The sequence below is a fragment of the Mycolicibacterium sp. 624 genome (assembly GCF_040548615.1).
Classification (GTDB): Bacteria; Actinomycetota; Actinomycetes; order Mycobacteriales; family Mycobacteriaceae; genus Mycobacterium.
Genome location: NZ_JBEPRZ010000002.1, coordinates 552,779 through 577,705 on the forward strand (window position 1 = coordinate 552,779; position 24,927 = coordinate 577,705).

Here is a 24,927-nt window from a genome sequence, read left to right on the forward strand (position 1 = left end):
TCAGGAGGATTCTGATGGAACTGCTAGGAGCGAAAGAAGTCTCGGACATGACCGGCGTCCCAGTTGGGACGCTTAGGTACTGGCGGCATTCGGATATTGGTCCGGCGAGCTTCACCCTGGGTCGCCGTGTTGTCTATCGGCGCGATGAAGTGCTGCAGTGGATCTCACAGCGGGAGAGCGCAACCCGACGGGGAGGCGGCGACGCCGCATGAGTCCCCACATGAGAAAGACCTCGGGGACTAGCCGAGGTCTTTCGTTCGAACCGCCCGATCGCTCAACCGGAAGTTCTTCATGAGAATAGCCTGCCGTGCCCGCCTGCAGAAGCTCCGCAGGATGGAAAACCCGTGAGCACCAACGCAGAGACCGACAAGAAGTCCGTCGCCGCCCGGCTGGTCGACATGGCGCAAGAGCGCTATCTCCTCGGAGTCTCCGAGGACGGTGAACCCTTCGGCGCCGAAAGTACCCGGCCGCACCTGGCGATCCTGCTGCGCGCCGGCAAGGCCGGCCTGCGTGCCGAACTCGCCTCGCGCTACTTCATCGACACCGGCACTGTCGCCGGCGGCCAGGCCCTCACCGACGCCACGTTGATCCTCGAAGGCTTGGCCGCCAACCGGACTCCGGAGAAGGTGCACCTGCGCGTCGCCGACCACGACGGCACGAACTACATCGATACCGGACGACCCGACGGGAAGGTGATCCGCATCGGCGACGGACGATGGACCGTCACCGACTCGGCTCCGGTGCGGTTTCTGCGGACGAAGCTGACCGCAGCGATGCCGCTGCCACCTCCAGTCGGTGATCTGGATCAGCTGTGGAATTTCGTCAACATCAACGCCGAGGACCGCCCCGTACTGCTCGCCGTGCTCATCGCTGCACTTGTCCAGTGCGATGTCCCGCATCCGGTGTTGGCGCTGTTCGCCGAACAGGGCAGCGCAAAGAGCACGACGACGCGCATGCTCGTCGATCTCATCGACCCCTCCCCCGTTCCACTTCGGCAAGCGCCCCGCGACGCCGACTCTTGGGTGACCGCCGCATCCGGGTCGTGGGTGGTCGCCCTGGACAACCTGTCGGCGATACCTCCGTGGCTGTCGGACTCGTTGTGCCGCGCCGCCACCGGTGACGGCAACGTCAAACGTGCTCTCTACACCGACGCCGATCTCGCGGTAGTGAAGTTCCGCCGGTGCGTCATCGTGAACGGCATCGACGTCGGCGCGATGCGACCCGACCTGGCGGAGCGGCTGGCGACGGTCGAACTGCGGCGTATCGACCGTCACCGCCGCCAACCCGAAGCCACGTTGCGACAGCAGTGGCGAGCAGCCCTGCCTGGCATTCTGGCTGGGCTCCTCGACCTGGCCGCCACCGTCCATCAGCGCCTCGAAACCATCGTGGTCAACGATGCGCCACGAATGGCGGACTTTGGCCGCACCCTGGCGGCCGTGGACGAGGCAATGACGACTTACGGATTGAGCCGATACCTGTCACGGGCGGACCAGCTGTCCGAGGACAGCCTGTCCGCCGATCCGTTCATCGAACAGCTGCGCCGGCACACTCGCGAACCACTGGTCGGCAAATCTGGCGGCGACCTCCTGACGATGATCACACCGAGTGGCGATCACTGGCGGCGCCCCAAGGAATGGCCGAAGAACGGCCGAGACGTCACCGCGATTCTGCGGCGGCACGCGCCGGCGCTGCGAAACCTAGGTTGGGGCATCGAGGACGACGGCGCCCGAAACCACCGGAATGTTCTGCTGTGGACCGTCTATCCGCCGTACAAAGACGTGGTGGCACACCAAGCCTCGCAACCCTCGCGTCCGTCGCTGCTGCGGCGTAGCCCGCCCGTGCTGAGCGGTTCACAGGGCACCCCGGCCTCGTCCGCCGAAGCGGCCCGTGACGATCTGTCCGCTTAGGCGCCCAGGTTCATCAGCACTCGTTGGCGAAATCTTGTCGGTGCATCGGGTCAGAATTGGCCATGCACACTGAAGGAGGCGAGCAACATGAGTCTCGATGACGACCTGGAGAAGCTGGCCGACGCCGCCGTCACGGATTGGCCGGAGATCGCATTCTCAGGCCAGTTGGACGCCGCCATCAGAGATCTCTACCGATCGCACCTGCTGTTTCCACAGTCCTGGTCGCAGGAGGAGTGCGACGAGTTCGTCGCGGACAACGCCGACCAGGATGCGACACGATTGACCTCACGGTTCGACGACCTCATCGACATCGTGACCGACCGCTACGGACGCCAACATGGGTTCCTTCCCCATCACGACGACGCAGCAGCGATGATCGCCGCCGAGCGCAAAGACGCCGTCTACGAGCTGGAGGGCAATATCGAGGCCCTGTCAGACGAACTCACCAAGATCGCAACCCACACAGCTGGTCGTGCCGTCGCGAGCATGACTGGGTGCAGTCCCGCCAGTCGTCGCTCCCAGTCCAAGACCAGACGTAGGAGCCGCTGACTCGGCAGAACGAGTTCACCAAGTGCGATGCGGATGAACGGCGTTGGACAGCTCCCGCGCAGCCGTAAGTGTGGCACGATCTAGTTTCTTGAGCCGAGCCTGCTCTGCCAACCGAGCAAGCAGCGTCCGCAGCGCCTCACTGTCGGCGAGAACTCTGTTTGCAGTTTCCATCGGCACGACACCATCCGGCCCGAGACTCACTGCAGATCGCTCCTGAGACGCAGTGACTCTCGGGACCTCGATCACTCGAATCGGCGCCCCGTAACGCTCCGCGGCTGTCCGCGCCGCCGACGCATCCCGACGACAAGCGTCCGAGCAATAGAGCCGGCGACGGCCCCGCCTAGGAGCGACGTCCTCATCAAGCATGGCTGCATCGCAGCGGACACACCGGCTTGGATCGTAGGCGCTGTAGTCACTCTCATTCCTTTCAACACCATCAGAGATCGGATCAACGGTGACCGCAGCCCCTTCGGGTATGACAACAGATCTCGAACGCGCTACTGGTGAGACAGTCGAACCGCGTCCACCCTCGCCCTCGGCCCGAGCCCGGCGCAGCTCTGCCTGGATCTCGCGGACATCGACTCCGACAAGCTCCGCGATCTGCGCGAACGTGAGCCCACGACCGCGCATTTGCTCGACTAGCGCCTGCAGGCCACGAAAGTGACCGGCCCTGCGCTTTACGGCATCAGCGCGGATGTTTTCTGCCGCCTGGTCGCAGCGCTTGCGCTCCCATGTATCAACAGCACCGACTCTGTGCAACGTTGTGCGGATTGACTCGGCATCAGCCGCATTAGCGCGATTACGACGGGCGCGCTCCTCGTTCTTCTCGCGCTGCAGTTCGACCGCCCGGTATCTCGCCCGCAGCTTGTCGTTTGCTCCCATGGCTGCAACCTACGAACCGACGGACGAGATAGTCCACCACCACAGCCACATTGGTCAGCAAATCGGCTTAATCCGCAAAGAGCAGCACGCAACGAATCTCTTCGATGTCGATCTTTACATCCACGTCTCCCTGAACTACGGCAGTGATGGAGGCCAGATCTGCGCCGTGATCGTGCATTCTTTTGACTGCCCTGCCGTATTCACTCGTGAGTTGCACTAGGCGCCGTGCCGCGGCGGCATCCACCTCATCGCTAGCACCGGCCACTGCTTCCGCGGTCCGTTCGCCCTCCCACAAGTCCACGCCTGCGAAGAGAGCGGCCTCGCTCAGGCGGTATACCGCCACCGCCAGGTCGGCCCGTTCCCTCACCAGGCGCTTCATCCGTCCCGACTTCTGCGCACGTTGACGCGCGGCCGTCTTCGATGCCTTCTTGGTCTTCTTGGCCATGGCCGAAGACTAGGTTTCCATCTCGATCCAGGCCACCACCAGAGCCGCATTCGCCATACACACGTTGTGTGCGCCGCCATCTCTCACACCCGCTCAAAGGACACCGCGCGCAACATCCATTCAGAGACAGCACACCGCGTGCCAATGACCACACACCTCTTGCACTCAGGGGCGTTATCGGCGGCTTGTCGCCGGACGAAATTCGCGGGCGCCCGAGTGAGGCCAGGCGTAAGACGGAATTATGCGAGGGTTGCGAGGACTGAGAGCGTCAGAACTCCTCCAGCGACACCACTACGGACGTACGCAACGCCCGGGCCTGTCGCGGCTCGCTGGGACCGTCAAGCCACCTCCGATATATACAAGCGGCTCGGCGACCAACGCCCTCCGTTCGCTGCTGGCGTGGTGCGGCGCGGCGTTGCGCCTTGGGGAGTCCGCGTCCCTTCCAAGGCGCCGAGCGCTTACGTCGTGGCCCGGACCGCGCCCCTGCGGCCTTCAGTCCGGGCATGCGGCTATCGAGAGCGTGGCGGTCCGACAATTTCTGGGCTACACGACCAGAACTTTTGATGGCCAGGCAGCGTGTTCGGCGGGCTGGGCCAGCGATTGACAGGTAAGTAGCATTCGGAGGTGCCACACCAACCGTCTCCGATGACGTCCGGAGTTCCTGCCTATGCGATGGCGCTTGCCGCGCGGGCTACCTCACGCGACCGTATAGCCATTTACGCTGGGGCCGGCGCTAGCGCAGCACAGCCAACGGGGCTTCCCCTGGGAGCCGCACTGGCCAGGGTCATCCATGCACAACTTCTAACCGCGTTTCCTTCTCTTGATGGCGTGGACCCTGACGACCTCATCGCGGTGGCCGATGCAGTGGCTCTCCTACCCGGCGGCGGTGATGCACTGCGTCAGACGGCAGCCAAATCGGCCGAATTCCGATCGGCAACGCCCTCCTACGGGCATCGCGTGATCGCCCAGTTGTTGCTTGAAGGAGTCGTCGAAGTTTTGACGACGAATTGGGATGATTGCATTGAACGCGGCGGGGTGCCGGATCGCATTCAGGCGGTGACCGACGAGCGGTCCCTTCACCGGGTGACACCTCCTTCCGTGCTGAAGGTTCATGGTTGCGCCTCGGAGCCTTCGTCGTTGCTAGTGACCTCCGAAGATCTCCAGGATCCGCCCACTTGGGCAAGAGAGCAGACACATGCTCGACTGGGCAGCGCGGTGGTGGTCTTCTTGGGGATTGGCGATGTTGCGGGGTACGTGAAGCAACGAATCATGGAAGCAATCGCTGAGGTTGGCGACATTGCGAACATACGTGTCGTATCACCAAGCATCGTCACAAAATGGGAAGCCTCGCAATGGTCGACAGTCGCCCCCGGCCTTTCCGACGATGACCGAATCGCTGCAACCTCCGATGAATTCATGGAGCAGCTCGGTGGCGCTTACATCCATGCGTCCCTGGGTCGGCACGTAACAGCATTAGCGGACGACCCCGAGGTTGCACCACACATCAAGGCTGCTGTCGGCGAGCTCCTCAAGACCGATGCCCTCTCCCTGCTGGAATGGGCAAGGCGTGCAGCAATAGACCCCCAGCAAGGACTATCTGTCGTGAACGTGACCACCATGGCAGAGGCACTGACGGCGTTTGGACGCCTTACCGGAACCGAATCAGTCGTCATGCGCGGTCAGGTGTTCGAAACATGTGAAGGACCCATCGAGATTCTGGTGGCAGCACGCAGTATGTCGGCTCGGCGCGTCGAGCAGGAGGCGGAGAACCGGCTGCACGCACACGCCTCTCGGGGTGAACAGAATCTTCCAGGATTTCTTGTGGCCGGCGGAATCGGCTGGTCGAAGGTGAACGCTGGACTTCCCAGTAATGTTCTGAACGAGACTGACGCTGAGGACATCTTGGATGGTCCAAGCGCACTCGCACCCAATATCCTACTCGCACAGGAGGTATTGGCTTCGTGACGTATCCAGAGACGGCACCGACATCGGACGCCGAATTGCTCCATATCGCACGGTCAGTCCTGGCCGAAGAGGGCTACAGTATCGAGTCTTTGGCAAGCGGCATCGATCTTGTGCTCGCAGAGAACCCGTATTTTGTTGTTGCAGTGGCAGCGGTGAACACGATCCAGGAGCTACTCCTCATCGGGGGGATAGCAGAAGCGAGCCTTGCAGAGAGACTGAACGTGAGCACGATCGGCCCGAAGAAGTGGGACGCGTATCTTGTGCTACTCACCCAAGAGCGATCTCCTGAGGACGACGCCACGACCCGAGACCTCTACGCAATCAACTACGACACGGCACGCCTGCGGCGAATCGCGCACACGGGGGTTGACGCGACCCCCGAGGCCGTCGCCCACGCGCTGGCCCCATTTGTGGCGCCCATGGAAGCGTCATCTACCGAAATACTGCAAGACCCGTTCGCGGCTTTCGTAGACGCGTTGGCGACCCGTGGTGTACCTCGCGAATTTGCAAACCGAGCTGCAAGCGCCTTTGAGCAAGGAGCCTCACTAGATGACGTCCTTTGAGCCTTCAATTCAACGTGTCCGAGTGGAAGCCTTCCGCGGGTTCCGCGATAGCCGTGAGTTTGATTTGTCGGCCTCCGCCGTCATCATTACCGGCCCGAACGGCACTGGTAAGACCAGCTTTTTTGACGCGCTCCAATGGTGTTTCGTCGGATCTATTGAACGCCTTGAGAATTTGCGTGCACGCCGCTCCGTCGAGCACATTGTCAATCAGTACAGACTCGGCCGCAAAGCGGTAGTTGAAGTCGAGTTGCTGATCGACTCGAAGGCGATCACGCTACGACGAAGCGGGGACCACAAAGGCAGCACACTTGAACTGCGAAGTCCCGGAAGCGAAGCAATCTTTGGGCTCGACGCTGAGGTTCTCCTTCGCCGACTGCTACTACCCGAAACCGACCTCAGCATCGGATCAGCACTAAAGACATCCGGCCTAATGCAGCAGGACGTCATGCGAGGCGTACTTGAAGCAAAGGGCGCAGATCGATATCACCACCTAAGCACCGTGCTCGGCCTCGGGCAGCTGGAGGAGTTTGAAGAAGCGGCCCGATCCATCGCACGTTTGGCTGCCGAAAGAGAGGCGACGGTCAGGGGCGAACGGGATCGAATTGCGCTGTCACTCAACCAGACGAGGGAAAAACTGGCAGCCGCGCGGAGTCGACTCGAATCCAGGCCACAGGTCGAAGCGATCCGTCAGGAGATCCAATCCCTACTAAGCAGCCCTCCTCTTTCGATTACCGGCCCGCCTTCGAACCTGAGCCTCGAAGCACCAGATGAGATTCGCGAACTGGCAACCCGGTTTGCAACAGCAATCGATATGATCCAACGCCTACGTGCCGTTTCTCGGCGAGCACAGGAGCTTCAATCCTCGCTCGAACAGGAACCGACAGAAGCTGATGTGACAGCGATTCAGGCTGAAGTCGATCGTGCTGAAAACGAAGTGGCAAGCGTCGGCGCTCAGGTCGTCGATACTAATGGACGATTAGCCGCCGGGCGAAGTGCTGCCAACGAGCTTGCGCAGCTTGCTGCATTCGCAATTCCGTTGCTCACGCACGACTGTCCAGTCTGTGGCCAGCCTATAGATCCGGCGCATGTAGAGGCCGAACTTAGACGACGCGCTGAAAGTACCGACACCATCGTGGCACTTCAGGAAGAACTCGTATCGCAGCAGGCGACCCACCTGAAAGCTAGAGACCTAGCCGCCGCCTCTCATGCGGCCCTGTCGGCGACTAAGGCTCGAATCGCCCAATGGGAAGAATTTCGGTTAGCCGCCACCGAGGCGCAATCGATTCTTCAACGGCTGCAAACCGGTGATTTCGTAGTGCATCCAGCTGCGACCGCTTTCGATCAATTCGCGCAGACTTCTGACGAGGTCTTGAACTACCTCCAGTCGAGCCGACGGCGGCTCCTTGAGTTCCTGAATACCGTTGATCAACAAGCTGACAGCGGCGCGGTCGAGCGGTCCGTGGCTGAAGCGAAGAATCTAGAGTTGACGTTGGCAACCAGTGAAGCCTTGCTGGAAGAGGAGTCTGCACGGTCGCAGCGACTTCATTCACTTGCAGAACATTCCGTGACCGCTCGCGTAGAGGTAACCGAAAGGCGTGTCAGGGCAATGCAACCCCTTGTCGCCAACATCTTCCAAAGGTTGGATCCGCATCCGGCCTTCAAGACAATCGAGTTCGAACTAGACACCTACTATCGACGTGGCACAACCAGTCCTCTCGTGCGCGATGTTGTTGAAGGTGTTTCTGCCGATCCGCTCCTTGTCTTCTCAACATCTCAGGCAAACATTGTTGCGCTTTCCTACTTCATCGCGATGAGCCTATCCACGGGCCGGCGTGGGCTGCCGTTCTTGCTTCTCGATGATCCCGTGCAATCAATGGACGACGTGAACGTCCTGGGGTTTGCCGATCTGTGTCGCCACCTTCAATCACGCCGCCAACTTATCGTCTCCACCCATGAACGACGTTTCGCCGGACTCTTGGAGCGGAAGCTCGCACCCCGTACAACGGATGCCGCGACAAAGCTGATCCGCTTCGTGGGTTGGGATAGAAGCGGTCCTACGATTGACGAGATCTGGGTTGAACCTCAGCTGCTGGAAGACCCCATCAGGGTAGTTCGGCAAGCTGGCTAGCTACCTGTTCGTGGTGACCGACGACTTAATCGCTCATGCGGACGTACTTGGTACCGCAGCAGATACCGCAGCAGGTCCGCTCCTCCTATACCTCAACCAACGCAGCCATCCGCGTACCGGCAGCTAAAGCGCACATTTTAGATACGCATCGCTAATGACAAACAGAACAAACGCCCAGTTCAGAGGATTTTAAGTCCGCTGCCTCTGCCAATTGGGCTATGGGGGCTATGCAGCCCAGAGCGTACTTTAAGCCGACTCAACGCACGCTCGACCGTCGTGAGCACCGCAGTGGCGATACCGCGGTGCTGTCGATGGCCTCACCCAGTGCATCGACCACACCTCTCGATCGTCGTTACGAAGGGGGCTCCGTCCATGGATGGACGACATCAACATATTCGTCGCGCGACAGGATGAGCACCTCTGCGGGACTGAGCATCTCATCGATGTACTGGTGAGCTGCGTGTTGCTCCCCTTCTCCTAGAACGGCAAGGTTCTCGCTGATCTCGGTCGCCCTCCCTTGGTCGAGTCGCCACACGACGTGGGTCGGTTGGAGTTCGATATTGGTGGCTCCGGGTTGGATGTGGAATTCATGCGTCCCTCCGCCGTAATCCAGCCGCGAGTTCCCTTTGCGCTCGGCCTCGCGTAGTGCGGCTCGGAACTCAAACACTCCTGCGCGGTCCATGGTCAGGAGTACTACGTCCTCTCCGTAATGAAAGTTGGCGAGGTAGTTGGCGCGAATGACGCTCATCATTCTCCCTGTGTGGCGGTGTTCGGGTCTGAACGTACGGGCGTCGCTAGCGGGATGGCAGGCCGTCGCGCAGGAGATCAAACGCATGACCGGTCGCTCGGACCGCCTCGGGGTAGCGGTCCGCGGCGGACTCGCCGTTGACGATGCACGCATGATTCATGAAGGCGAGTTCACGCTGCACCACGATCACCTGAGCAGCCACGAGACGTGCGGTGAGCGGATCGAAACCGGTGTCGCGCAACACTTCAGCCAGCGAGTCCACGCTACGCATGGTGTAGCGCCTGAGCCTTGCCGCCAGACTCTCGGTGCCGGTGATCAATTGCGCGAAGGCCACTTTCTCGGGCTCGTCGTTCAGACCCGTATTCGGATCACGCTGCCGCAGGGCGTCCAGTAGCGCCTCACGCAACGCGTCGAGCGGCGACTGATCGGGCCGCCTCGCCCGGACCGTCCTGGTCGCCTCGTCCTCGTGGTCGGCGAACCGTTGCAGGACAAGGTCTTCCTTCGTCGGGAAGTACGCGAACAGGGTCCGTCGGGAGACCTCCGCCTCGCGCGCGATATCGGTGATCGAGACCTGGTCGAACCCTGATTCGAGGAACATGCGGATCGCCGTGGCCGCAATCGTCTCGCGGAGGCGCGCCTTCTTGGCCTCCCGCAGCCCCATCGGTCGGGTCATGCCGTCACTGTACCGCATTAGTAGACTCAGTATATTATTGCACTCAGTCTACTTAAGGAGAAGCGATGCGCACCGAGGTGATCGTGGTCGGAGCCGGCCCCACCGGCCTGATGCTGGCCCATGAACTCACGTTGGCGGGGATACCCACCGTCGTGTTGGAAAGGCAACACACGCGCAGCGCACAGTCCAGGGCGCGCGGCCTGCAACCGCGAACCGCCGAGGTACTCGACCTGCGTGGGATGCTGGATCCGTTGCTCGACCACTCACTGCCCGGCCGCGAATTCGGTGGGCACTTCGCCGGGCTTCCAGTCGAATTGGACTGTCAGCCATGGCGAACCCGCCATCCGTACCCGCTCCCCATCCCCCAGGGCCGGCTCGAGGACTTCCTCGAACAGCGCCTCATCGCCCAAGGCGTACCGATGCTCCGCGGACACGAGGTCTCCGCAGTCGAGCAGGACGCCGACGGCGTCACCGCCGGCGACATCAGCGGCAGTTACCTCGTCGCATGCGACGGCGGGCACAGCACGATCCGCAAGCTGCTGGGTGTCCCCTTCCCTGGCACCGCGGGCAACACCCGGGCCGTGGTCGCGGACATCACCCTCGCGTCCCAGTCCGCAGCGGTGCCCACGACGTCCCAACACTTCAGCCAGTACCTCAACACCGCAGGCGGATTCTCCAGCATCCTCCACCCCATCGAGGGCGACCTGTACCGCTTGGTGTTCAGCAAGATCTCCGGAGAGAGCCCCGCTCGCGATGTGCCCGTCGCTGCCGAGGAAGTCCGCGAAGCGCTGCTCGCGGTATACGGGCCCGAGACGGAACTGGGCGAACTGCGCGAGGCATCCCGGTTCAGCGACGCCGCGCGCCAGGTGTCGCGCTACCGCGACGGGCGGGTCTTCTTCGCCGGCGACGCCGCCCACATCCACCTGCCGTTCGGCGGCCAGGGTGTCAATCTCGGCATTCAGGATGCTGTCAATCTCGGCTGGAAACTCGGCGCGACGATACGCGGCTGGGCACCGGGCGGGTTGCTCGACAGCTATCACACCGAGCGCCACCCCGTGGCAGCACGCGTGCTGCACAACACCCGCGCACAGGGCGTGCTCAACAACCCGAGGCAGGACCCCGACCTGGCCACGGTCCGCGATATGTTCACCGACCTGCTCCGGCTCCCCGAGGCCAACCGCTTCATCTCGGGGATGATGTCGGGCCTTGACGTGAGGTACCCCGGGCTCGGCCCGCGCATGATCGACCTGGACCTCACCACCCTGGACGGCCCGACCCGAGTGAGCCGGCTGATGCACTCAGGCCGAGGACTGCTGCTATCCCTCGATGACACACCAAGATCGATCGACCGCTGGGCAGACCGGGTCGACCACGTCACCGCCAAGTCCGACGAGGACATCGACACCGTCCTGATCCGGCCCGACGGCTACATCGTGTGGTCCAGCGCCGACCCGCAACCGCTCGAAACCGTCCTCACCCAATGGTTCGGCTGAGTGCGGGGACTCGACGGGTCTTGACCACCTGGCGACAGCGCGTCAACAAATGATGACGGCCGGCAAAAGCTACTCGCCTGAGTCCGAGGACGACTTCTTGTCGGACCCGGCGTCCTTCTTCGCCCGGGCGGTCAACTTGTTGACGGCGTCCTTGACGGCATCCTTCTTGGCGGTCACCTTCTTGGCGACAGGATCCTTCTTGGCGACGTCCTCGGCCTTCGGGGTCTCCTTGACCGGGTCAGCAGCGTCGGCCTCGTCGTCCGAGACGTCGCTCACCGGTGTCGTTTCGGGCGCCGTCGCGTCCACCGGCACCGTCGCGTCCACCGGCTCCGTCACGACGGCGGTGTCGACCACATCGGTCTCCGTCGTCTCATCCACCGGCGCAACGACGACGGGGTCAGTCGAGGGCTCGAGGTCCTTGACCACCGTGAGATCCGCGGTGTCCGTCACCGGCTGCTCGAGCGGGGCCACATCCTGCTTGCCGGTCAGGCTGACGGTGTTGTCGACGGCCAGCGTGCGCAGCCCCGCCACGTCCGACACCCGGTAGTTGAAGTCCGGCGGCGGCGGAGGCGGCGTCGCCAGCGCGGCGCTGATACCCCGCTGCGCGGCCTCGATACCGGCGATGATCGAGCCCGCACCGTCACCGAGGGCGACGAAGAAGTTCTTCGTCCCCTCGAGCGTGGCGTCGATGATGTTGCCGAGGTTGAACGTCAGCACGGCGGCGACGAAGTCCTGCGTGCCCTGGATCAGCGAGGTCGTGACGACGTTGCCAGCCGCCAGGAAGCCGTTGGCCAGATCGATCCACGCCCGCGGCACAGCGGACTCGAGTGCGGCCTGCACCACCAGGTACTTCTGGTTGCGCCAGATCACCGAGTCCAGCAGCGGCTGGCCGATGGCGACGACCGAGTCACGCACCGCCGTCGCGAAGGTGTCAAAGGCGCCGACCAAGTTGAGCGCGAAGATCTCCTGGATGATCTCCACCGTCACGCCGGGGATCGCCAGCAGCGAATCCACCACTCCGACACCGGCCTTGCCAAGTCCAGCCAGGTAGACCGCCCAGTTCGCGCCCCAGTTGCGGATCTGCTGCCGCACGATCGGCAGGCTGAGAATGTAGGGCCACTCCACTGCAGTGAGATCGAACTGCGATGAGATCGCGGCCGTCGCCGCTCGCACCTCACTGGCCGGCGACGTCGTCGGGATCGGACTGATCGGGGTCATCGCAATCGCGCCAGCGCCGACGAGCGCGACTCCCGTGGCGAACCACGGTCGGATCGAAGCCTCCATGTACAACTCCCACCTCGAGTGATCCGCTGACGCGGCCAACAAGCCATGACAGTAATTGACTCGGGGGCAAACTTCGATTCAACCTCGGCTTTCGTCGGAGGTTCGCGAATACCGGCGACAAAGGCGAGGTTCGGCGCGTAGGGCCCGTGACGCCGCACACGTCACCGCAAAGGACCCGTCAAGACGCAGCTCAGGTGCGTCAAGAAAACGTTAGGGCCCGCAAAACGCCAGGTCAGAGCGCCTACGTTCGGCGACATGGCTGTTGTCGCATTTGTCCTGCTGACCATCGCGGTCTTCGCGCTGTTCGGTGTCATCCAGAAGGCCCTCGAGTCATGAGCCTCGCCAACACGGTCGGCCTGATCCTGGCCGTCCTCATCGCGGTGTTCATGTTCGCTGCCCTGCTGTTCCCAGAGAGGTTCTAAGTGTCGTCCACCACCGCGGGGATTGTGTTCCTCGCGTCGCTCGCCCTGGCTCTCGCCGCGGTGCACGTCCCCCTCGGCGACTACATGTACCGGGTCTTCAACTCCGAGAAGCACTCCCGCGTCGAACGTGTCATCTACCGCCTGATCGGCGCCAACCCGTCGGCGCAGCAGGGCTGGGGCGCCTACGCGCGCAGCGTGCTGGCCTTCTCCGCGGTCAGCCTCCTCTTCCTGTTCACCCTGCAACTGGTGCAGGGCAGGCTGCCGCTGCACCTCAACGACCCCGCCACCGAGATGACGCCGGCGCTGGCCTGGAACACCGCCGTCAGCTTCGTCGCCAACACCAACTGGCAGGCCTACTCCGGTGAGACCACCCAGGGCCACCTCGTGCAGATGGCCGGCCTGAGCGTGCAGAACTTCGTCTCGGCCGCGGTCGGCATCGCCGTCGCCGTGGCCCTGGTCCGCGGATTCGCGCGCGTGCGCACCTCGGAACTCGGCAACTTCTGGGTCGACCTGGTGCGCGGCACCATTCGCATCCTGCTGCCGGTCGCAGCCATCGGGGCCCTGGCCCTGATAACCGGCGGTGTCATCCAGAACTTCGCCCTGCACTCACAGGTGGTCGACACCATCGCCGGCGCGCAGCAGACCATCCCGGGCGGGCCCGTCGCCAGCCAGGAAGTCATCAAGTTACTCGGCACCAACGGCGGCGGCTTCTTCAACGCCAACTCCGCGCACCCGTTCGAGAACCCCACGGCGTGGACCAACTGGATCGAGATCTTCCTGATCCTGGTGATCGCGTTCACGCTGCCGCGCACGTTCGGCCGCATGGTCGGCAGCCCCAAGCAGGGCTACGCGATCCTCTCGGTGATGGGCATCATCGCCATCCTCAGCGTCTCGCTGACGATGTTCTTCCAGACCCAGGCGCACGGCACCGTTCCCACCGCCGTCGGCTCGGCGATGGAGGGTGTCGAGCAGCGCTTCGGCGTCGCGAACTCCGCGGTGTTCGCCGGTGCCACGACGCTGACGTCCACCGGCGCGGTCGACTCGTTCCATGACTCCTACACCAGCCTCGGCGGCATGATGACGATGTTCAACATGCAGCTCGGCGAAATCGCCCCGGGCGGTGTGGGTTCCGGCCTGACCGGCATGCTGATCCTCGCCATCATCACGGTGTTCGTCGCCGGCCTGATGGTCGGCCGCACACCGGAGTACCTCGGCAAGAAGATCACCCCGCGCGAGATCAAGCTGGCCGCGGCCTACTTCCTCGTCACGCCGCTGATCGTGCTGACCGGAACCGCCATCGCGATGGCGATGCCCGGCCAGCGCGCGGGCATGCTCAACACCGGACCGCACGGGCTGTCGGAGGTGCTGTACGCCTTCACCTCCGCGGCCAACAACAACGGATCGGCATTCGCCGGCCTCTCGGTCAACACCGAGTGGTACAACACCGCGCTGGGCCTGGCGATGCTGTTCGGCCGCTTCCTGCCGATCATCCTCGCGTTGGCGCTAGCCGGATCGCTTGCCGCACAACGCAGCACACCCGCATCCGTCGGGACACTGCCCACCCACCGCCCGCAGTTCATTGGGATGGTGACCGGCGTGACGATCATCCTCGTCGCGCTCACCTTCCTGCCCATGCTGGCACTCGGACCCCTCGCTGAAGGAATCCACTGACCATGACGCTGTCTACCATCGAGGCGCGTACCACCAAGCGCCACGAATCTGAGCCGAAGAATCGCGTCCAGGGCGGGCTCCTGGATCCCACGATGCTGTGGCGCTCCCTGCCCGACGCGCTGCGCAAGCTGAATCCACGCACCCTGTGGCGCAACCCGGTGATGTTCATCGTCGAGATCGGCGCCGTGTGGAGCACGATCCTGGCGTTCCTCGAGCCGTCGTGGTTCAGCTGGTTCGTCGTGTTCTGGCTCTGGCTGACGGTGATCTTCGCCAACCTCGCCGAGGCCGTCGCCGAGGGGCGCGGTAAGGCACAGGCCGAGTCACTGCGGAAGACCAAGGCCGACACCATGGCCCGCCGGCTCATCGGCTGGTCCCCCGGCACGCCTGGCGTAGAGGAGTCGGTCGCCGCACCCGCACTGAGCCAGGGTGACACCGTCGTCGTCGAGGCCGGCGAGGTCATCCCCGGTGACGGCGACGTGGTGGAGGGCATCGCCTCGGTCGACGAGTCGGCCATCACCGGCGAGTCGGCACCCGTCATCCGCGAGTCCGGTGGCGACCGCTCCGCGGTCACCGGCGGCACCACGGTGCTGTCCGACCGGATCGTCGTGAAGATCACGCAGAAGCCCGGCGAGAGCTTCATAGACCGGATGATCGCACTGGTCGAGGGAGCGAACCGGCAGAAGACGCCGAACGAGATCGCGCTCAACATCCTGCTGTCGGCGCTCACGCTCATCTTCGTCTTCGCGGTCGCCACGCTGCAGCCGCTGGCCATCTACAGCATGGCCAACAACCCCGGCGTCGCCGACAGCCTGGCCCTGACCGGCGATGGCATCTCGGGCATCGTCATGGTGGCGCTGCTGGTCTGCCTCATCCCCACCACCATCGGCGCGCTGCTGAGCGCCATCGGCATCGCGGGCATGGACCGGCTCGTGCAGCGCAACGTGCTCGCCATGTCGGGCCGCGCGGTCGAGGCCGCGGGTGACGTCAACACCCTGCTGCTCGACAAGACCGGCACCATCACGCTGGGCAATCGTCAAGCCTCCGAGTTCATCCCGGTTCCCGGAGTCACCGCGGAGCAGCTGGCCGACGCGGCACAGCTGTCCAGCTTGGCCGACGAGACCCCCGAGGGTCGTTCGATCGTGGTGTACGCCAAGGAGGCCCACGGCCTACGCGCTCGCACGCCAGGGGAGCTGGCCGATGCCCGCTGGGTGGAGTTCACCGCAAGCACCCGGATGTCGGGGGTTGACCTCGGCGACGGGCAGTCACTGCGCAAGGGCGCGACCAGCGCTGTGGCCGACTGGGTACGCACCTGGGGCGGCAGCGTTCCAGACGCGTTCGGCACCATCGTCGACGGCATCTCCGCATCGGGTGGCACACCCCTGGCCGTCGCCCGGGTGGCGCACGGCAAGGCCGAGATTCTCGGCGTCATCCACCTCAAGGATGTCGTCAAGCAGGGTATGCGCGAACGCTTCGACGAGATGCGCCGGATGGGCATCCGCACGGTGATGATCACCGGCGACAATCCCATGACCGCCAAGGCGATCGCCGATGAGGCGGGTGTCGACGACTTCCTCGCCGAGGCCACGCCCGAGGACAAGCTGGCGCTGATCAAGCGCGAGCAGGAGGGTGGGCGGCTCGTCGCGATGACGGGCGACGGCACCAATGACGCCCCCGCGCTGGCACAGGCCGACGTCGGCGTCGCGATGAACACCGGAACGTCGGCGGCCAAGGAAGCCGGCAACATGGTCGACCTCGACTCCGATCCGACCAAGCTGATCGAGATCGTCGAGATCGGCAAGCAGCTGCTGATCACCCGGGGCGCACTGACCACGTTCTCCATCGCCAACGACATCGCCAAGTACTTCGCGATCATCCCGGCGCTGTTCGTGACGCTGTTCCCCGGCCTGGACCTGCTCAACGTCATGCGGCTGCACAGTCCGCAGTCGGCGATCCTGTCCGCGGTGATCTTCAACGCCATCGTCATCATCGCGTTGATCCCGTTGGCGCTCAAGGGTGTCCGATACACCCCCAGCAGCGCCTCGAAACTGCTGAGTCGCAACCTCTACGTGTACGGCCTCGGCGGCATCATCGCGCCATTCGTCGGCATCAAGCTCATCGACCTGGTAATCCAACTCTTCCCCGGGATGTCCTGAATCATGAAGTTCTCCACCGTCATTCGTCAGCACTGGGCCGCACTTCGCGCGCTGCTGGTCTTCACCGTCATCCTCGGGGGTGCCTACCCGGTCGCCATCTGGCTGATCGCGATGCTCCCCGGCCTGAACGACAAGGCTCAGGGGTCGATCATCGAGGCCGGCGGAAAGCCCGTGGGCAGCAGCCTGATAGGCCAGCTGTACACCGACCCCGACGGCAATCCCCTGGCGCAGTACCTGCAGGGCCGACCGTCCGCCGCCGGCGACGGCTACGACCCGATGGCCACCAGCGCGAGCAACCTGGGCCCGGAGAGCATCGTCGACGTGCCCGACAAGCCCAGCCTGCTGACCCTGGTGTGCAGCCGCAGCGCCGATATCGCCAAGACCAACGGACTGGACAAGGGCGCAGGCGCCCGGCCGTTCTGCACCGGCGGCGGCGTGGGTGCGGTGCTGTCGGTGATCGGCCCCCGCGACGCGTCGGGCCAGGTCGTCCACCCCACCCGGGTGGTCAGCGTCAACGAACCGTGCGACACCACCACGGTCCCGTTCCTGGACACCTACCGGGGTGTGCGCGTCGAGTGCGCCGAACCGGGACAGGACTACTCGATCGGCCAGCTAGTGCCGACCCGCGGCGCCGCGTCGGCCGGGCCCCTCGTACCGGCCGACGCGGTCACCGCCAGCGGCAGCGGCCTTGACCCCAATATCTCCCCGGCATACGCCGACCTGCAGGTGGACCGCATCGCTCAGGCCCGTGGCATCAGCCCCGAGCAGGTCCGAGACGCCATCGCGGCCCATACCGACGGCCGGGCCCTGGGCTTCATGGGCGAGCCTGTCGTGAACGTGTTGGAAGTCAACATCGCGCTCGATCAGATGAGTGGATGATAGGTAGGTGAGCACAGCGCCGTCGCATCCCAAGAAGCGGGGCGAGCTGCGCGTCTATCTGGGTGCGGCACCCGGCGTCGGCAAGACCTACGCCATGCTCGGCGAAGCGCATCGCAGGCTGGAACGCGGTACCGACGTGGTCGCGGCGGTCGTGGAGACGCACGGCCGCCGCAAGACCGCGGAGCTACTCGACGGTGTCGAAGTAATTCCGCCGCACTACGTGTCGTATCGCGGGACGGACTTCGCGGAGTTGGACGTCGACGCGGTGCTCCGTCGAGCCCCTCAGGTCGTCCTGGTTGACGAACTCGCGCACACCAACACACCCGGCAGCCGCAACGCCAAGCGCTGGCAGGACGTCGAGGAGATCCTCGACGCGGGGATCACCGTCATCTCCACGGTCAACGTGCAGCACCTCGAGAGTCTCAATGACGTCGTCGCACAGATCACCGGAATCGAGCAGCAGGAGACCGTGCCCGACGAGGTGGTCCGTCAGGCGGACCAGATCGAGCTGGTCGACATCACTCCGGAGGCATTGCAGCGCAGGCTGTCCCACGGAAACGTGTATGCCCCCGAGCGCGTCGACGCCGCCCTGAGCAACTACTTCCGCCGCGGCAACCTGACCGCGCTGCGCGAACTGGCACTGCTGTGGCTGGCTGACCAGGTCGACGCGGCACTCTCGAAGTACCGCCAAGACCACGAGATCAATGACACCTGGGAGGCCCGCGAGCGGGTGGTGGTCGCGGTCACCGGCGGTCCGGAGTCGGAGACGCTGGTACGACGCGCGTTTCGTATCGCCTCGAAATCGAGCGCGGAGTTGATGGTCGTTCACGTCGTGCGAGGCGACGGCCTGTCCGGGGTCTCGGCGCCGCACATGGGCAAGGTTCGCGAGGTCGCGACCAGCCTGGGCGCCACGGTGCACACCGTCGTCGGCGATGACGTCGGGGAGGCCCTGCTGGAGTTCGCCAGGGAGCGCAACGCCACGCAGTTGGTGCTCGGCATCTCACGCCGGTCACGCTGGGCCCGCATCTTCGACGAGGGCATCGGTGCGGCGACGGCGCGGGAATCCGGCAAGATCGACGTGCACATGGTCACCCACGGCGAGGCCAATCCCGGCTGGTCCTGGGGCTCGCTCACGCCACGGCAGCACCATCTGGCGTCCTGGCTGGCCGCGCTCGTCGTGCCGTCGGTGATCTGCGCGGTCACCGCGATGCTGCTGGATCCCTTCCTCGGCATCGGCGGGGAGAGCGCCCTGTTCTTCATCGGTGTCCTGGTCGTGGCACTGCTCGGTGGTGTCGCGCCAGCCGCGCTGTCGGCGGTGTTCTCGGGACTGCTGCTCAACTACTTCCTGGTCGAGCCCCGCCACACGTTCACCATGAACTCGCCCGACAGCGCCATCACCGTCGTGGTGTTGCTTGCCGTCGCGGTGGCGGTTGCGGCACTCGTCGACGGTGCGGCCAAGCGGGCCAGGGAGGCACGCCGAGCGTCGCAGGAGGCCGAACTGTTGGCGCTGTTCGCCGGTTCGGTGCTGCGCGGCGCTGATCTCACCACACTTCTGGAGCGCGTCCGCGAGACGTACTCGCAACGGGCCGTGAGCCTGCTGCGTGAGACCCCGGGCCAGGGGTTAGAAACCGTCGCGTGTGTGGGCGTCGATCCCTGCGTCGACCCCGATTCCGCCGACACCGCCATCGAGGTCGGCGACGACGAATTCTGGATGCTGTTGTCAGGCAAGCGCTTGCCAGCCCGCGACCGTCGCGTCCTGGGTGCCGTGGCCAAGCAGGCGGCCGGCCTGGTACGGCAGACCGAACTCACCGAGGAGGCCGGGCGCGCCGAGGCCATCGCGCGAGCCGACGAATTGCGGCGCTCCCTGCTCTCGGCCGTCAGCCACGACCTGCGCACCCCTCTCGCCGCCGCGAAGGTGGCGGTGTCGAGCCTGCGCTCCGAGGACATCGACTTCTCCCCCGAGGACACCGCCGAACTGCTGGCCACCGTCGAGGAGTCCATCGACCAGCTGACCGGACTGGTCGGCAACCTGCTCGACTCGTCACGGCTGGCTGCCGGTGTGGTGCATCCCCAACTGCGTGTGGTCTACCTCGAAGAGGCCGTGCACCGTGCCATTCTCGGTATCCCGCGCGGTTTCTCGGGGCGCGAGCAGGTCAAGGTCGAGGTCGGCGACACCGCCGTGATGGCCGACAGCGGGCTTCTCGAGCGGGTCCTGGTCAACGTCATCGACAACGCACTGCGGTACGCACCGGACGGCACGGTGCGCATCAATGCGGGCCGGGTCGGCGATCGCGTGCTGATCAACATCGTCGACGAGGGGCCAGGGATACGGCGCGGCGCCGGGGACCAGCTCTTCGAACCGTTTCAACGCCTCGGCGACAATGACAACACGTCCGGCGTCGGTCTTGGCCTGTCGGTGGCGCGCGGCTTCGTGGAGGCCATGGGTGGATCGATCGCCGTCGCCGACACGCCCGGCGGCGGCCTGACAGTCATCGTGGAACTGGCTGCACCAGAATTGGTCCCGACATGACCCGGGTACTGGTGATCGACGACGAACCGCAGATCCTGCGCGCCCTGCGGATCAACCTCTCGGTGCGCGGCTACGAGGTGGACATCGCGGCCACCGGCGCCCAAGCGCTCCGCAGCGCGGCCGAGCGCAAGCCCGACGTCGTCATACTGGACCTCGGGCTACCCGATATGTCGGGTATCGAGGTGCTCGAGGGGCTACGCGGCTGGCTCAGCGCGCCGGTCATCGTGCTGTCGGCGCGGACAGACTCCTCGGACAAGGTCGAGGCGCTCGACGCAGGCGCCGACGACTACGTCACCAAACCGTTCGGCATGGACGAGTTCCTGGCCCGGCTGCGCGCGGCGGTGCGTCGCGGTGCGGCGGCCTCCGAGCCCGATGAGCCCGTCGTCGAAACCTCCTCGTTCACCGTGGATCTCGCGGCGAAGAAGGTGACCAAGAAGGGCACCGAGATACACCTCACCCCCACCGAGTGGGGCATGCTCGAGATGCTGGTGCGCCACCGCGGCAAGCTGGTGGGTCGCGAGGAGCTACTCAAGGAGGTGTGGGGACCGGCCTACGCCAAGGAGACCCACTACCTGCGGGTGTACCTCGCCCAGCTGCGACGCAAGCTCGAGGACGATCCGAGCCACCCCAAGCATCTTCTGACCGAGGCCGGGATGGGCTACCGCTTCGCGCCGTGACCTCCGCCGAAATCGTCGTCCCTGTCGTCAATTCGACGAGGTAGCGACCGTGTGTGCGGTCTCGGCGCGCTTGACGGCCTGGATCGTATAGGTCAGCGGCAGCCGATCGCGACCGTGCGCCAGGACGAACTCGTTCTCCCACGCCTCGCTCTCGACCATCGCGTCCCCCAACGGGTTCCACGGGACCTCCCGGTGCTCCTCCAACGCCGTCACCACCAGCCCTGCCTCCGTCAACGCGGAGAAGATCTCGCCGAGACCGTGGTTGAACTCGACGGTCTCGGGTGCCGCCACGACACCGGAGCCGCCATAGGTCTCGTCCTCAGAGAACACGGTCCCCTCGGTCTCGAAGTACGGGTACTCGACCACCAGCAGCCCATCGGGGCGAGGATCGGCCAGCGACCACAGCATCGGATGCCCCTCACGCATGAACAGCCGACCACCCAGCCGTAGCAGCCCCGCGACGACCTCCGCCCAGCGCCGGATGTCGGGCAGCCAGCAGATGGCGCCGATACCCGTGTAGACGAGGTCGAATCGTTGCGTGCCAACGGCCGCCACCGCCTCGTACACATCGGTCTCGACGAAGCTGACCTCGACGCCCGCATGGTGCGCCAGCTCGCTGCCCGCCGCCAGCGCGGACGGTGAGAAGTCCAGTCCAGTCACCGAGCGGGCGCCGAGGCGCGCCAACGACACAGTGTCGGTCCCGATGTGGCACTGCAGGTGTACGACGTCGAGTCCGTCCAGCCGCCCGAGACGAGGCAGGTCGTAGCGCACCACAGCCGACAGATGGCCCGGGTCGTCGAATCCGGCGAGATCGTAGCCGTCACGCCCGGTGTGTAGCGGCACCCGGGACTCCCAGTTCGCCAGGTTCAGCCTGCGCCAGTCAGCGTTCACCGCACCATTCTCACAGCCGCGCGCGCATAAACACGATTTCCAGGTGCGTCGAGAACAGCCGCTAGGGCTTCGTCTCCTCGGCCAACGAGATCAGCCGGGCCCGCACCAGATCCGGGCGCTCGTCGACGATGAAGTGACCGGTGTCGGCTCCCTCGAATGTGTAGTCGTCGGCGTTGGCGGTCTTGGGCGCAGCCAGGGACCGATGCACCGCGATATCGGCGAGCCCGAACAGCGCGCGGATCGGCACCGTCGCGCGTCGCTTCTCGGGATGCCTTGCCCCGTCCGGCAACTCATGCAACAGGAAGGTCCGGTAGGTGTCGCGGGCGGCACGCGCGACCACGGGATCGCGGAACCGCTCGGTGTACACCCGCACGGTGGCGGGGTCGAGCCGGTGTGCGGCGGGGCCGACGCCGTAGATGACGCGCTTCAGGTAGTCGGTGCGCTGCTGCAGTGGCACCCCGGCGGCCGCGACCATCGGTTGGTAGATCAGGAACCGCCACAGGTGCGGCAGGACCGTGCGGGGGCTCTGCCACGGGTGAGCCATGTTCAGCACCAGGTAGCCGTCGATGCGCTCGGGGGCGGCCAGCACCATCCGGTAACCCACGAACCCGCCCCAGTCGTGGCCCAGCAGCAGGAAGTGATCCAGCCCCATCGCGTCGGCCAGCGCCAGCACGTCGGTGGCGATCTCCTCCTTGTACCAGCGATGCGGCGCCGGTCCCGACCATCCGTACCCGGGCAGATCCGGGGCGATGATGCGAAGCCCCGGCGGCGGGTTGCCCAGCAGATCGCGGTAGGCCCAGTGGTGCTGCGGCCAGCCGTGCAACGCGATGACCGGCCGTCCGTCGGGGTCGCCGGCCTCGGTCACGTGGAACCGGACGCCGCGAGCCTCGATGAACGACCTGCGCACACCCGCGATCGCGGGCGGCTCGGCGCTGCGGGCAAACGCGTTGTTGTCCGGCACGTTGTTGCCCGTCGCGCTATTAGACCCAGCGTCAGTAACCATGATCTGACTATAGGAATCCTCGCGACGTAGAGACAACCTCGTAGCGCTACGGTTCCCCTATGACCGGGTCAGCATCCACCTACAGAGAAGTCCTCGACGCCAGCATCACCGACCCGTCGGCGTTCTGGGCCGCCGCCGCACAGGCCGTGACGTGGACCAAACCGCCGACGCGCATCCTCGACGACTCCAACCCGCCGTTCTACCGCTGGTTCCCCGACGCCGAGCTCAACACCTGCGCAAACGCCCTCGACCGGCACGTCGAGTCCGGTCGCGGCGAGCAGGCCGCGCTCATCTACGACTCACCGGTCACCGGCACCAAGCGCACCTACACCTACCGCGAACTGCTGGACCAGACCGCGCGGTTCGCCGGCGTGCTGCGGGAACTCGGCGTCAACAAGGGCGACCGCGTGGTGATCTACATGCCGATGATCCCGGAGGCCGCGATCGCGATGCTGGCCTGCGCGCGCCTGGGCGCCGTGCACTCGGTGGTGTTCGGCGGCTTCGCCGCACACGAGCTCGCCGCCCGCATCGACGACGCCCGGCCCGCCGTGGTGGTCTCGGCATCATGCGGTATCGAGCCCACCCGCACCGTCGCCTACAAGCCGATGCTCGACGCGGCCCTGGACTCCGCCGAGCACGTCACGCCGAAGTGCGTCATCGTGCAGCGCGAGAACCACCCGTGCGACTTGGTCCCCGGGCGTGACGTCGACTGGGCCGAGGCCATGTCGACCGCGCAGCCCGTCGACCCGGTGCCGGTCGCCGCGACCGACCCGCTCTACGTGCTGTACACCTCGGGGACGACGGGTAAGCCCAAGGGCATCGTGCGCGACAACGGTGGCCACGCGGTGGCCCTGCTGTGGACGATGCGCAACGTCTACGACACCGAGCCGGGCGATGTCTATTGGGCCGCTTCGGATGTCGGCTGGGTGGTCGGGCACTCCTACATCGTCTACGGCCCCCTGCTGCTGGGTGCGACGACGGTGCTCTACGAGGGCAAGCCGGTCGGCACACCCGATGCGGGGGCGTTCTGGCGGGTGGCCGCCGAGTACGGCGTGAAGGTGTTGTTCACCGCACCCACCGCGATACGCGCCATCAAGAAGGAGGACCCCGACGCCTCCCGCCTCGCGGACTACGACCTGTCGGCGTTGAAGTACCTGTTCCAGGCGGGCGAACGCCTCGATCCGGGCACCTATCACTGGGCGTCGGAGAATCTCGGCATCCCCGTCATCGACCACTGGTGGCAGACCGAGACGGGGTGGTCCATCGCCGCCGGTCCGATGGGCATCGAGAAGATGCCGGTGAAGCCGGGTTCGGCCACCGTCGCGATGCCGGGTTATGACGTGCGCATCCTGACCGCGAATGGCGCCGAGTGCGCGGCCGGCGAGGAGGGCGCGATATGCGTCAAACTCCCGCTCCCGCCGGGCACCCTGCCCACCCTGTGGGGTGACGACGACCGGTACGTGGCGTCCTACCTCACGGCATTCCCCGGCTATTACCTCTCCGGTGATGGCGGCTACCTGGACGAGGACGGCTACCTCTTCGTCATGGGCCGCACCGATGACGTGATCAACGTTGCGGGGCACCGACTTTCGACCGGGGCCATCGAGGCCGTACTGGCCGGGCACCCGGCCGTCGCCGAGTGCGCGGTGATCGGTGTCGCCGACGATCTCAAGGGGCAGGCTCCGCGCGGATTCGTCGTGTTGAAGGCCGGCGCATCCACCGAGGGACTCATCGAGGAACTCGTCGCCTCGGTCCGCGACACCATCGGCGCGGTGGTCAGCCTGAAGCGGGTCGATATCGTCGCGGCCCTGCCGAAGACCCGCTCGGGCAAGATCCTGCGCAAGACGATGCGCGGTATCGCCGACGGCCGCGAGGAACCGCTGCCCTCGACCATCGAGGATCCCGCCGTGATCGAGGCGTTGCGGCCGATCCTGCAGGCCTGAACGGCAACGATCACGTATCGATGGGTTCACGCTCAGCCTGAGCCGAACTATTGTGAAGTAGTCATATCTTGATATTCGGATTCAAGGAGTTGACCTTCGATGCGCACTACCCAGACCAAGG

Annotated in this window: 21 protein-coding genes; 14 read left to right on the forward strand and 7 right to left on the reverse strand. The window is 65.0% G+C overall.

The window, feature by feature from the left end; translation table 11 throughout:
- Positions 1 to 14: 14 nt before the first annotated feature.
- From ABIA65_RS09625 to ABIA65_RS09635, 3 genes are all read left to right on the forward strand, one after another.
- A complete protein-coding gene (locus ABIA65_RS09625) occupies positions 15 to 212 on the forward strand; it encodes a helix-turn-helix transcriptional regulator (protein WP_354523380.1) in 198 nt (65 codons plus the stop codon).
- A gap of 132 nt (positions 213 to 344) precedes the next feature.
- On the forward strand, positions 345 to 1,907 hold the full coding sequence (locus ABIA65_RS09630; RefSeq protein ID WP_354523381.1) for an AICE element replication initiation protein: 1,563 nt from the start codon (positions 345 to 347) through the stop codon (positions 1,905 to 1,907).
- 87 nt (positions 1,908 to 1,994) lie between these two features.
- Positions 1,995 to 2,456: a transposase gene (locus tag ABIA65_RS09635; protein WP_354523382.1), complete on the forward strand. Its 462-nt coding sequence runs from the start codon at positions 1,995 to 1,997 to the stop codon at positions 2,454 to 2,456.
- Positions 2,457 to 2,471: 15 nt separating this feature from the next.
- Here the strand turns inward: ABIA65_RS09635 and ABIA65_RS09640 are convergent, their stop codons facing one another.
- On the reverse strand, positions 2,472 to 3,338 hold the full coding sequence (locus ABIA65_RS09640; RefSeq protein ID WP_354523383.1) for a hypothetical protein: 867 nt from the start codon (positions 3,336 to 3,338) through the stop codon (positions 2,472 to 2,474).
- A gap of 67 nt (positions 3,339 to 3,405) precedes the next feature.
- Positions 3,406 to 3,783 carry a hypothetical protein gene (locus ABIA65_RS09645; RefSeq protein ID WP_354523384.1) on the reverse strand — a complete coding sequence of 126 codons (378 nt, stop codon included), beginning with the start codon at positions 3,781 to 3,783 and terminating at the stop codon, positions 3,406 to 3,408.
- An 828-nt stretch (positions 3,784 to 4,611) separates the two neighbouring features.
- Between ABIA65_RS09645 and ABIA65_RS09650 the strand changes: the two genes are divergently transcribed.
- From ABIA65_RS09650 to ABIA65_RS09660, 3 genes are read left to right on the forward strand one after another with little or no spacing between them, the layout of a single operon-like run.
- Entirely contained in the window at positions 4,612 to 5,748 is a 1,137-nt protein-coding gene (locus ABIA65_RS09650) for an SIR2 family protein (RefSeq protein WP_354523385.1), read from the forward strand.
- On the forward strand, positions 5,745 to 6,311 hold the full coding sequence (locus ABIA65_RS09655; protein WP_354523386.1) for a hypothetical protein: 567 nt from the start codon (positions 5,745 to 5,747) through the stop codon (positions 6,309 to 6,311). Before ABIA65_RS09650 ends, ABIA65_RS09655 begins: the two co-directional genes overlap by 4 nt.
- The gene (locus ABIA65_RS09660) at positions 6,298 to 8,439 is read left to right on the forward strand and encodes an AAA family ATPase (RefSeq protein ID WP_354523387.1); all 2,142 of its coding nucleotides are present in this window, start codon (positions 6,298 to 6,300) and stop codon (positions 8,437 to 8,439) included. The genes ABIA65_RS09655 and ABIA65_RS09660 overlap by 14 nt, the downstream gene beginning before the upstream one ends.
- Positions 8,440 to 8,791: 352 nt before the next feature.
- Here the strand turns inward: ABIA65_RS09660 and ABIA65_RS09665 are convergent, their stop codons facing one another.
- Together ABIA65_RS09665 and ABIA65_RS09670 are read right to left on the reverse strand one after the other, a co-directional pair.
- On the reverse strand, positions 8,792 to 9,187 hold the full coding sequence (locus ABIA65_RS09665; RefSeq protein WP_354523388.1) for a hypothetical protein: 396 nt from the start codon (positions 9,185 to 9,187) through the stop codon (positions 8,792 to 8,794).
- A gap of 46 nt (positions 9,188 to 9,233) precedes the next feature.
- Entirely contained in the window at positions 9,234 to 9,860 is a 627-nt protein-coding gene (locus ABIA65_RS09670) for a TetR/AcrR family transcriptional regulator (RefSeq protein WP_354523390.1), read from the reverse strand.
- 65 nt (positions 9,861 to 9,925) lie between these two features.
- On the opposite strand from ABIA65_RS09670, the gene ABIA65_RS09675 reads away from it, so the two are divergent.
- A complete protein-coding gene (locus ABIA65_RS09675; protein WP_354523391.1) occupies positions 9,926 to 11,353 on the forward strand; it encodes an FAD-dependent monooxygenase in 1,428 nt (475 codons plus the stop codon).
- A gap of 69 nt (positions 11,354 to 11,422) precedes the next feature.
- Here ABIA65_RS09675 and ABIA65_RS09680 read toward each other — a convergent pair whose 3' ends face one another.
- Positions 11,423 to 12,637: a hypothetical protein gene (locus tag ABIA65_RS09680; RefSeq protein ID WP_354523392.1), complete on the reverse strand. Its 1,215-nt coding sequence runs from the start codon at positions 12,635 to 12,637 to the stop codon at positions 11,423 to 11,425.
- Between the two features lie 332 nt (positions 12,638 to 12,969).
- On the opposite strand from ABIA65_RS09680, the gene ABIA65_RS09685 reads away from it, so the two are divergent.
- The 6 genes from ABIA65_RS09685 to ABIA65_RS09710 are packed head-to-tail and all read left to right on the forward strand — an operon-like array spanning position 12,970 to position 20,969.
- On the forward strand, positions 12,970 to 13,059 hold the full coding sequence (locus ABIA65_RS09685; RefSeq protein WP_241403530.1) for a potassium-transporting ATPase subunit F: 90 nt from the start codon (positions 12,970 to 12,972) through the stop codon (positions 13,057 to 13,059).
- The gene (gene kdpA, locus ABIA65_RS09690) at positions 13,060 to 14,730 is read left to right on the forward strand and encodes a potassium-transporting ATPase subunit KdpA (protein WP_241403529.1); all 1,671 of its coding nucleotides are present in this window, start codon (positions 13,060 to 13,062) and stop codon (positions 14,728 to 14,730) included. It begins immediately after the preceding gene.
- 2 nt (positions 14,731 to 14,732) lie between these two features.
- Complete coding sequence (gene kdpB, locus ABIA65_RS09695; protein ID WP_241403528.1) at positions 14,733 to 16,883, forward strand: potassium-transporting ATPase subunit KdpB; 2,151 nt, start codon at positions 14,733 to 14,735, stop codon at positions 16,881 to 16,883.
- A gap of 3 nt (positions 16,884 to 16,886) precedes the next feature.
- Positions 16,887 to 17,762, forward strand: coding sequence for a potassium-transporting ATPase subunit C (locus ABIA65_RS09700; protein ID WP_354523393.1), 876 nt, complete (start codon positions 16,887 to 16,889; stop codon positions 17,760 to 17,762).
- Between the two features lie 7 nt (positions 17,763 to 17,769).
- Positions 17,770 to 20,292: a DUF4118 domain-containing protein gene (locus ABIA65_RS09705; RefSeq protein ID WP_241403526.1), complete on the forward strand. Its 2,523-nt coding sequence runs from the start codon at positions 17,770 to 17,772 to the stop codon at positions 20,290 to 20,292.
- Positions 20,289 to 20,969: a response regulator gene (locus ABIA65_RS09710; protein ID WP_241403525.1), complete on the forward strand. Its 681-nt coding sequence runs from the start codon at positions 20,289 to 20,291 to the stop codon at positions 20,967 to 20,969. Before ABIA65_RS09705 ends, ABIA65_RS09710 begins: the two co-directional genes overlap by 4 nt.
- A gap of 27 nt (positions 20,970 to 20,996) precedes the next feature.
- Here the strand turns inward: ABIA65_RS09710 and ABIA65_RS09715 are convergent, their stop codons facing one another.
- Positions 20,997 to 21,860, reverse strand: coding sequence for a class I SAM-dependent methyltransferase (locus tag ABIA65_RS09715; RefSeq protein ID WP_354523394.1), 864 nt, complete (start codon positions 21,858 to 21,860; stop codon positions 20,997 to 20,999).
- 61 nt (positions 21,861 to 21,921) lie between these two features.
- Positions 21,922 to 22,863 carry an alpha/beta fold hydrolase gene (locus ABIA65_RS09720; RefSeq protein ID WP_354523395.1) on the reverse strand — a complete coding sequence of 314 codons (942 nt, stop codon included), beginning with the start codon at positions 22,861 to 22,863 and terminating at the stop codon, positions 21,922 to 21,924.
- A gap of 59 nt (positions 22,864 to 22,922) precedes the next feature.
- Between ABIA65_RS09720 and ABIA65_RS09725 the strand changes: the two genes are divergently transcribed.
- Positions 22,923 to 24,806: a propionyl-CoA synthetase gene (locus tag ABIA65_RS09725; protein WP_354523396.1), complete on the forward strand. Its 1,884-nt coding sequence runs from the start codon at positions 22,923 to 22,925 to the stop codon at positions 24,804 to 24,806.
- The last annotated feature ends 121 nt before the right edge of the window (positions 24,807 to 24,927 follow it).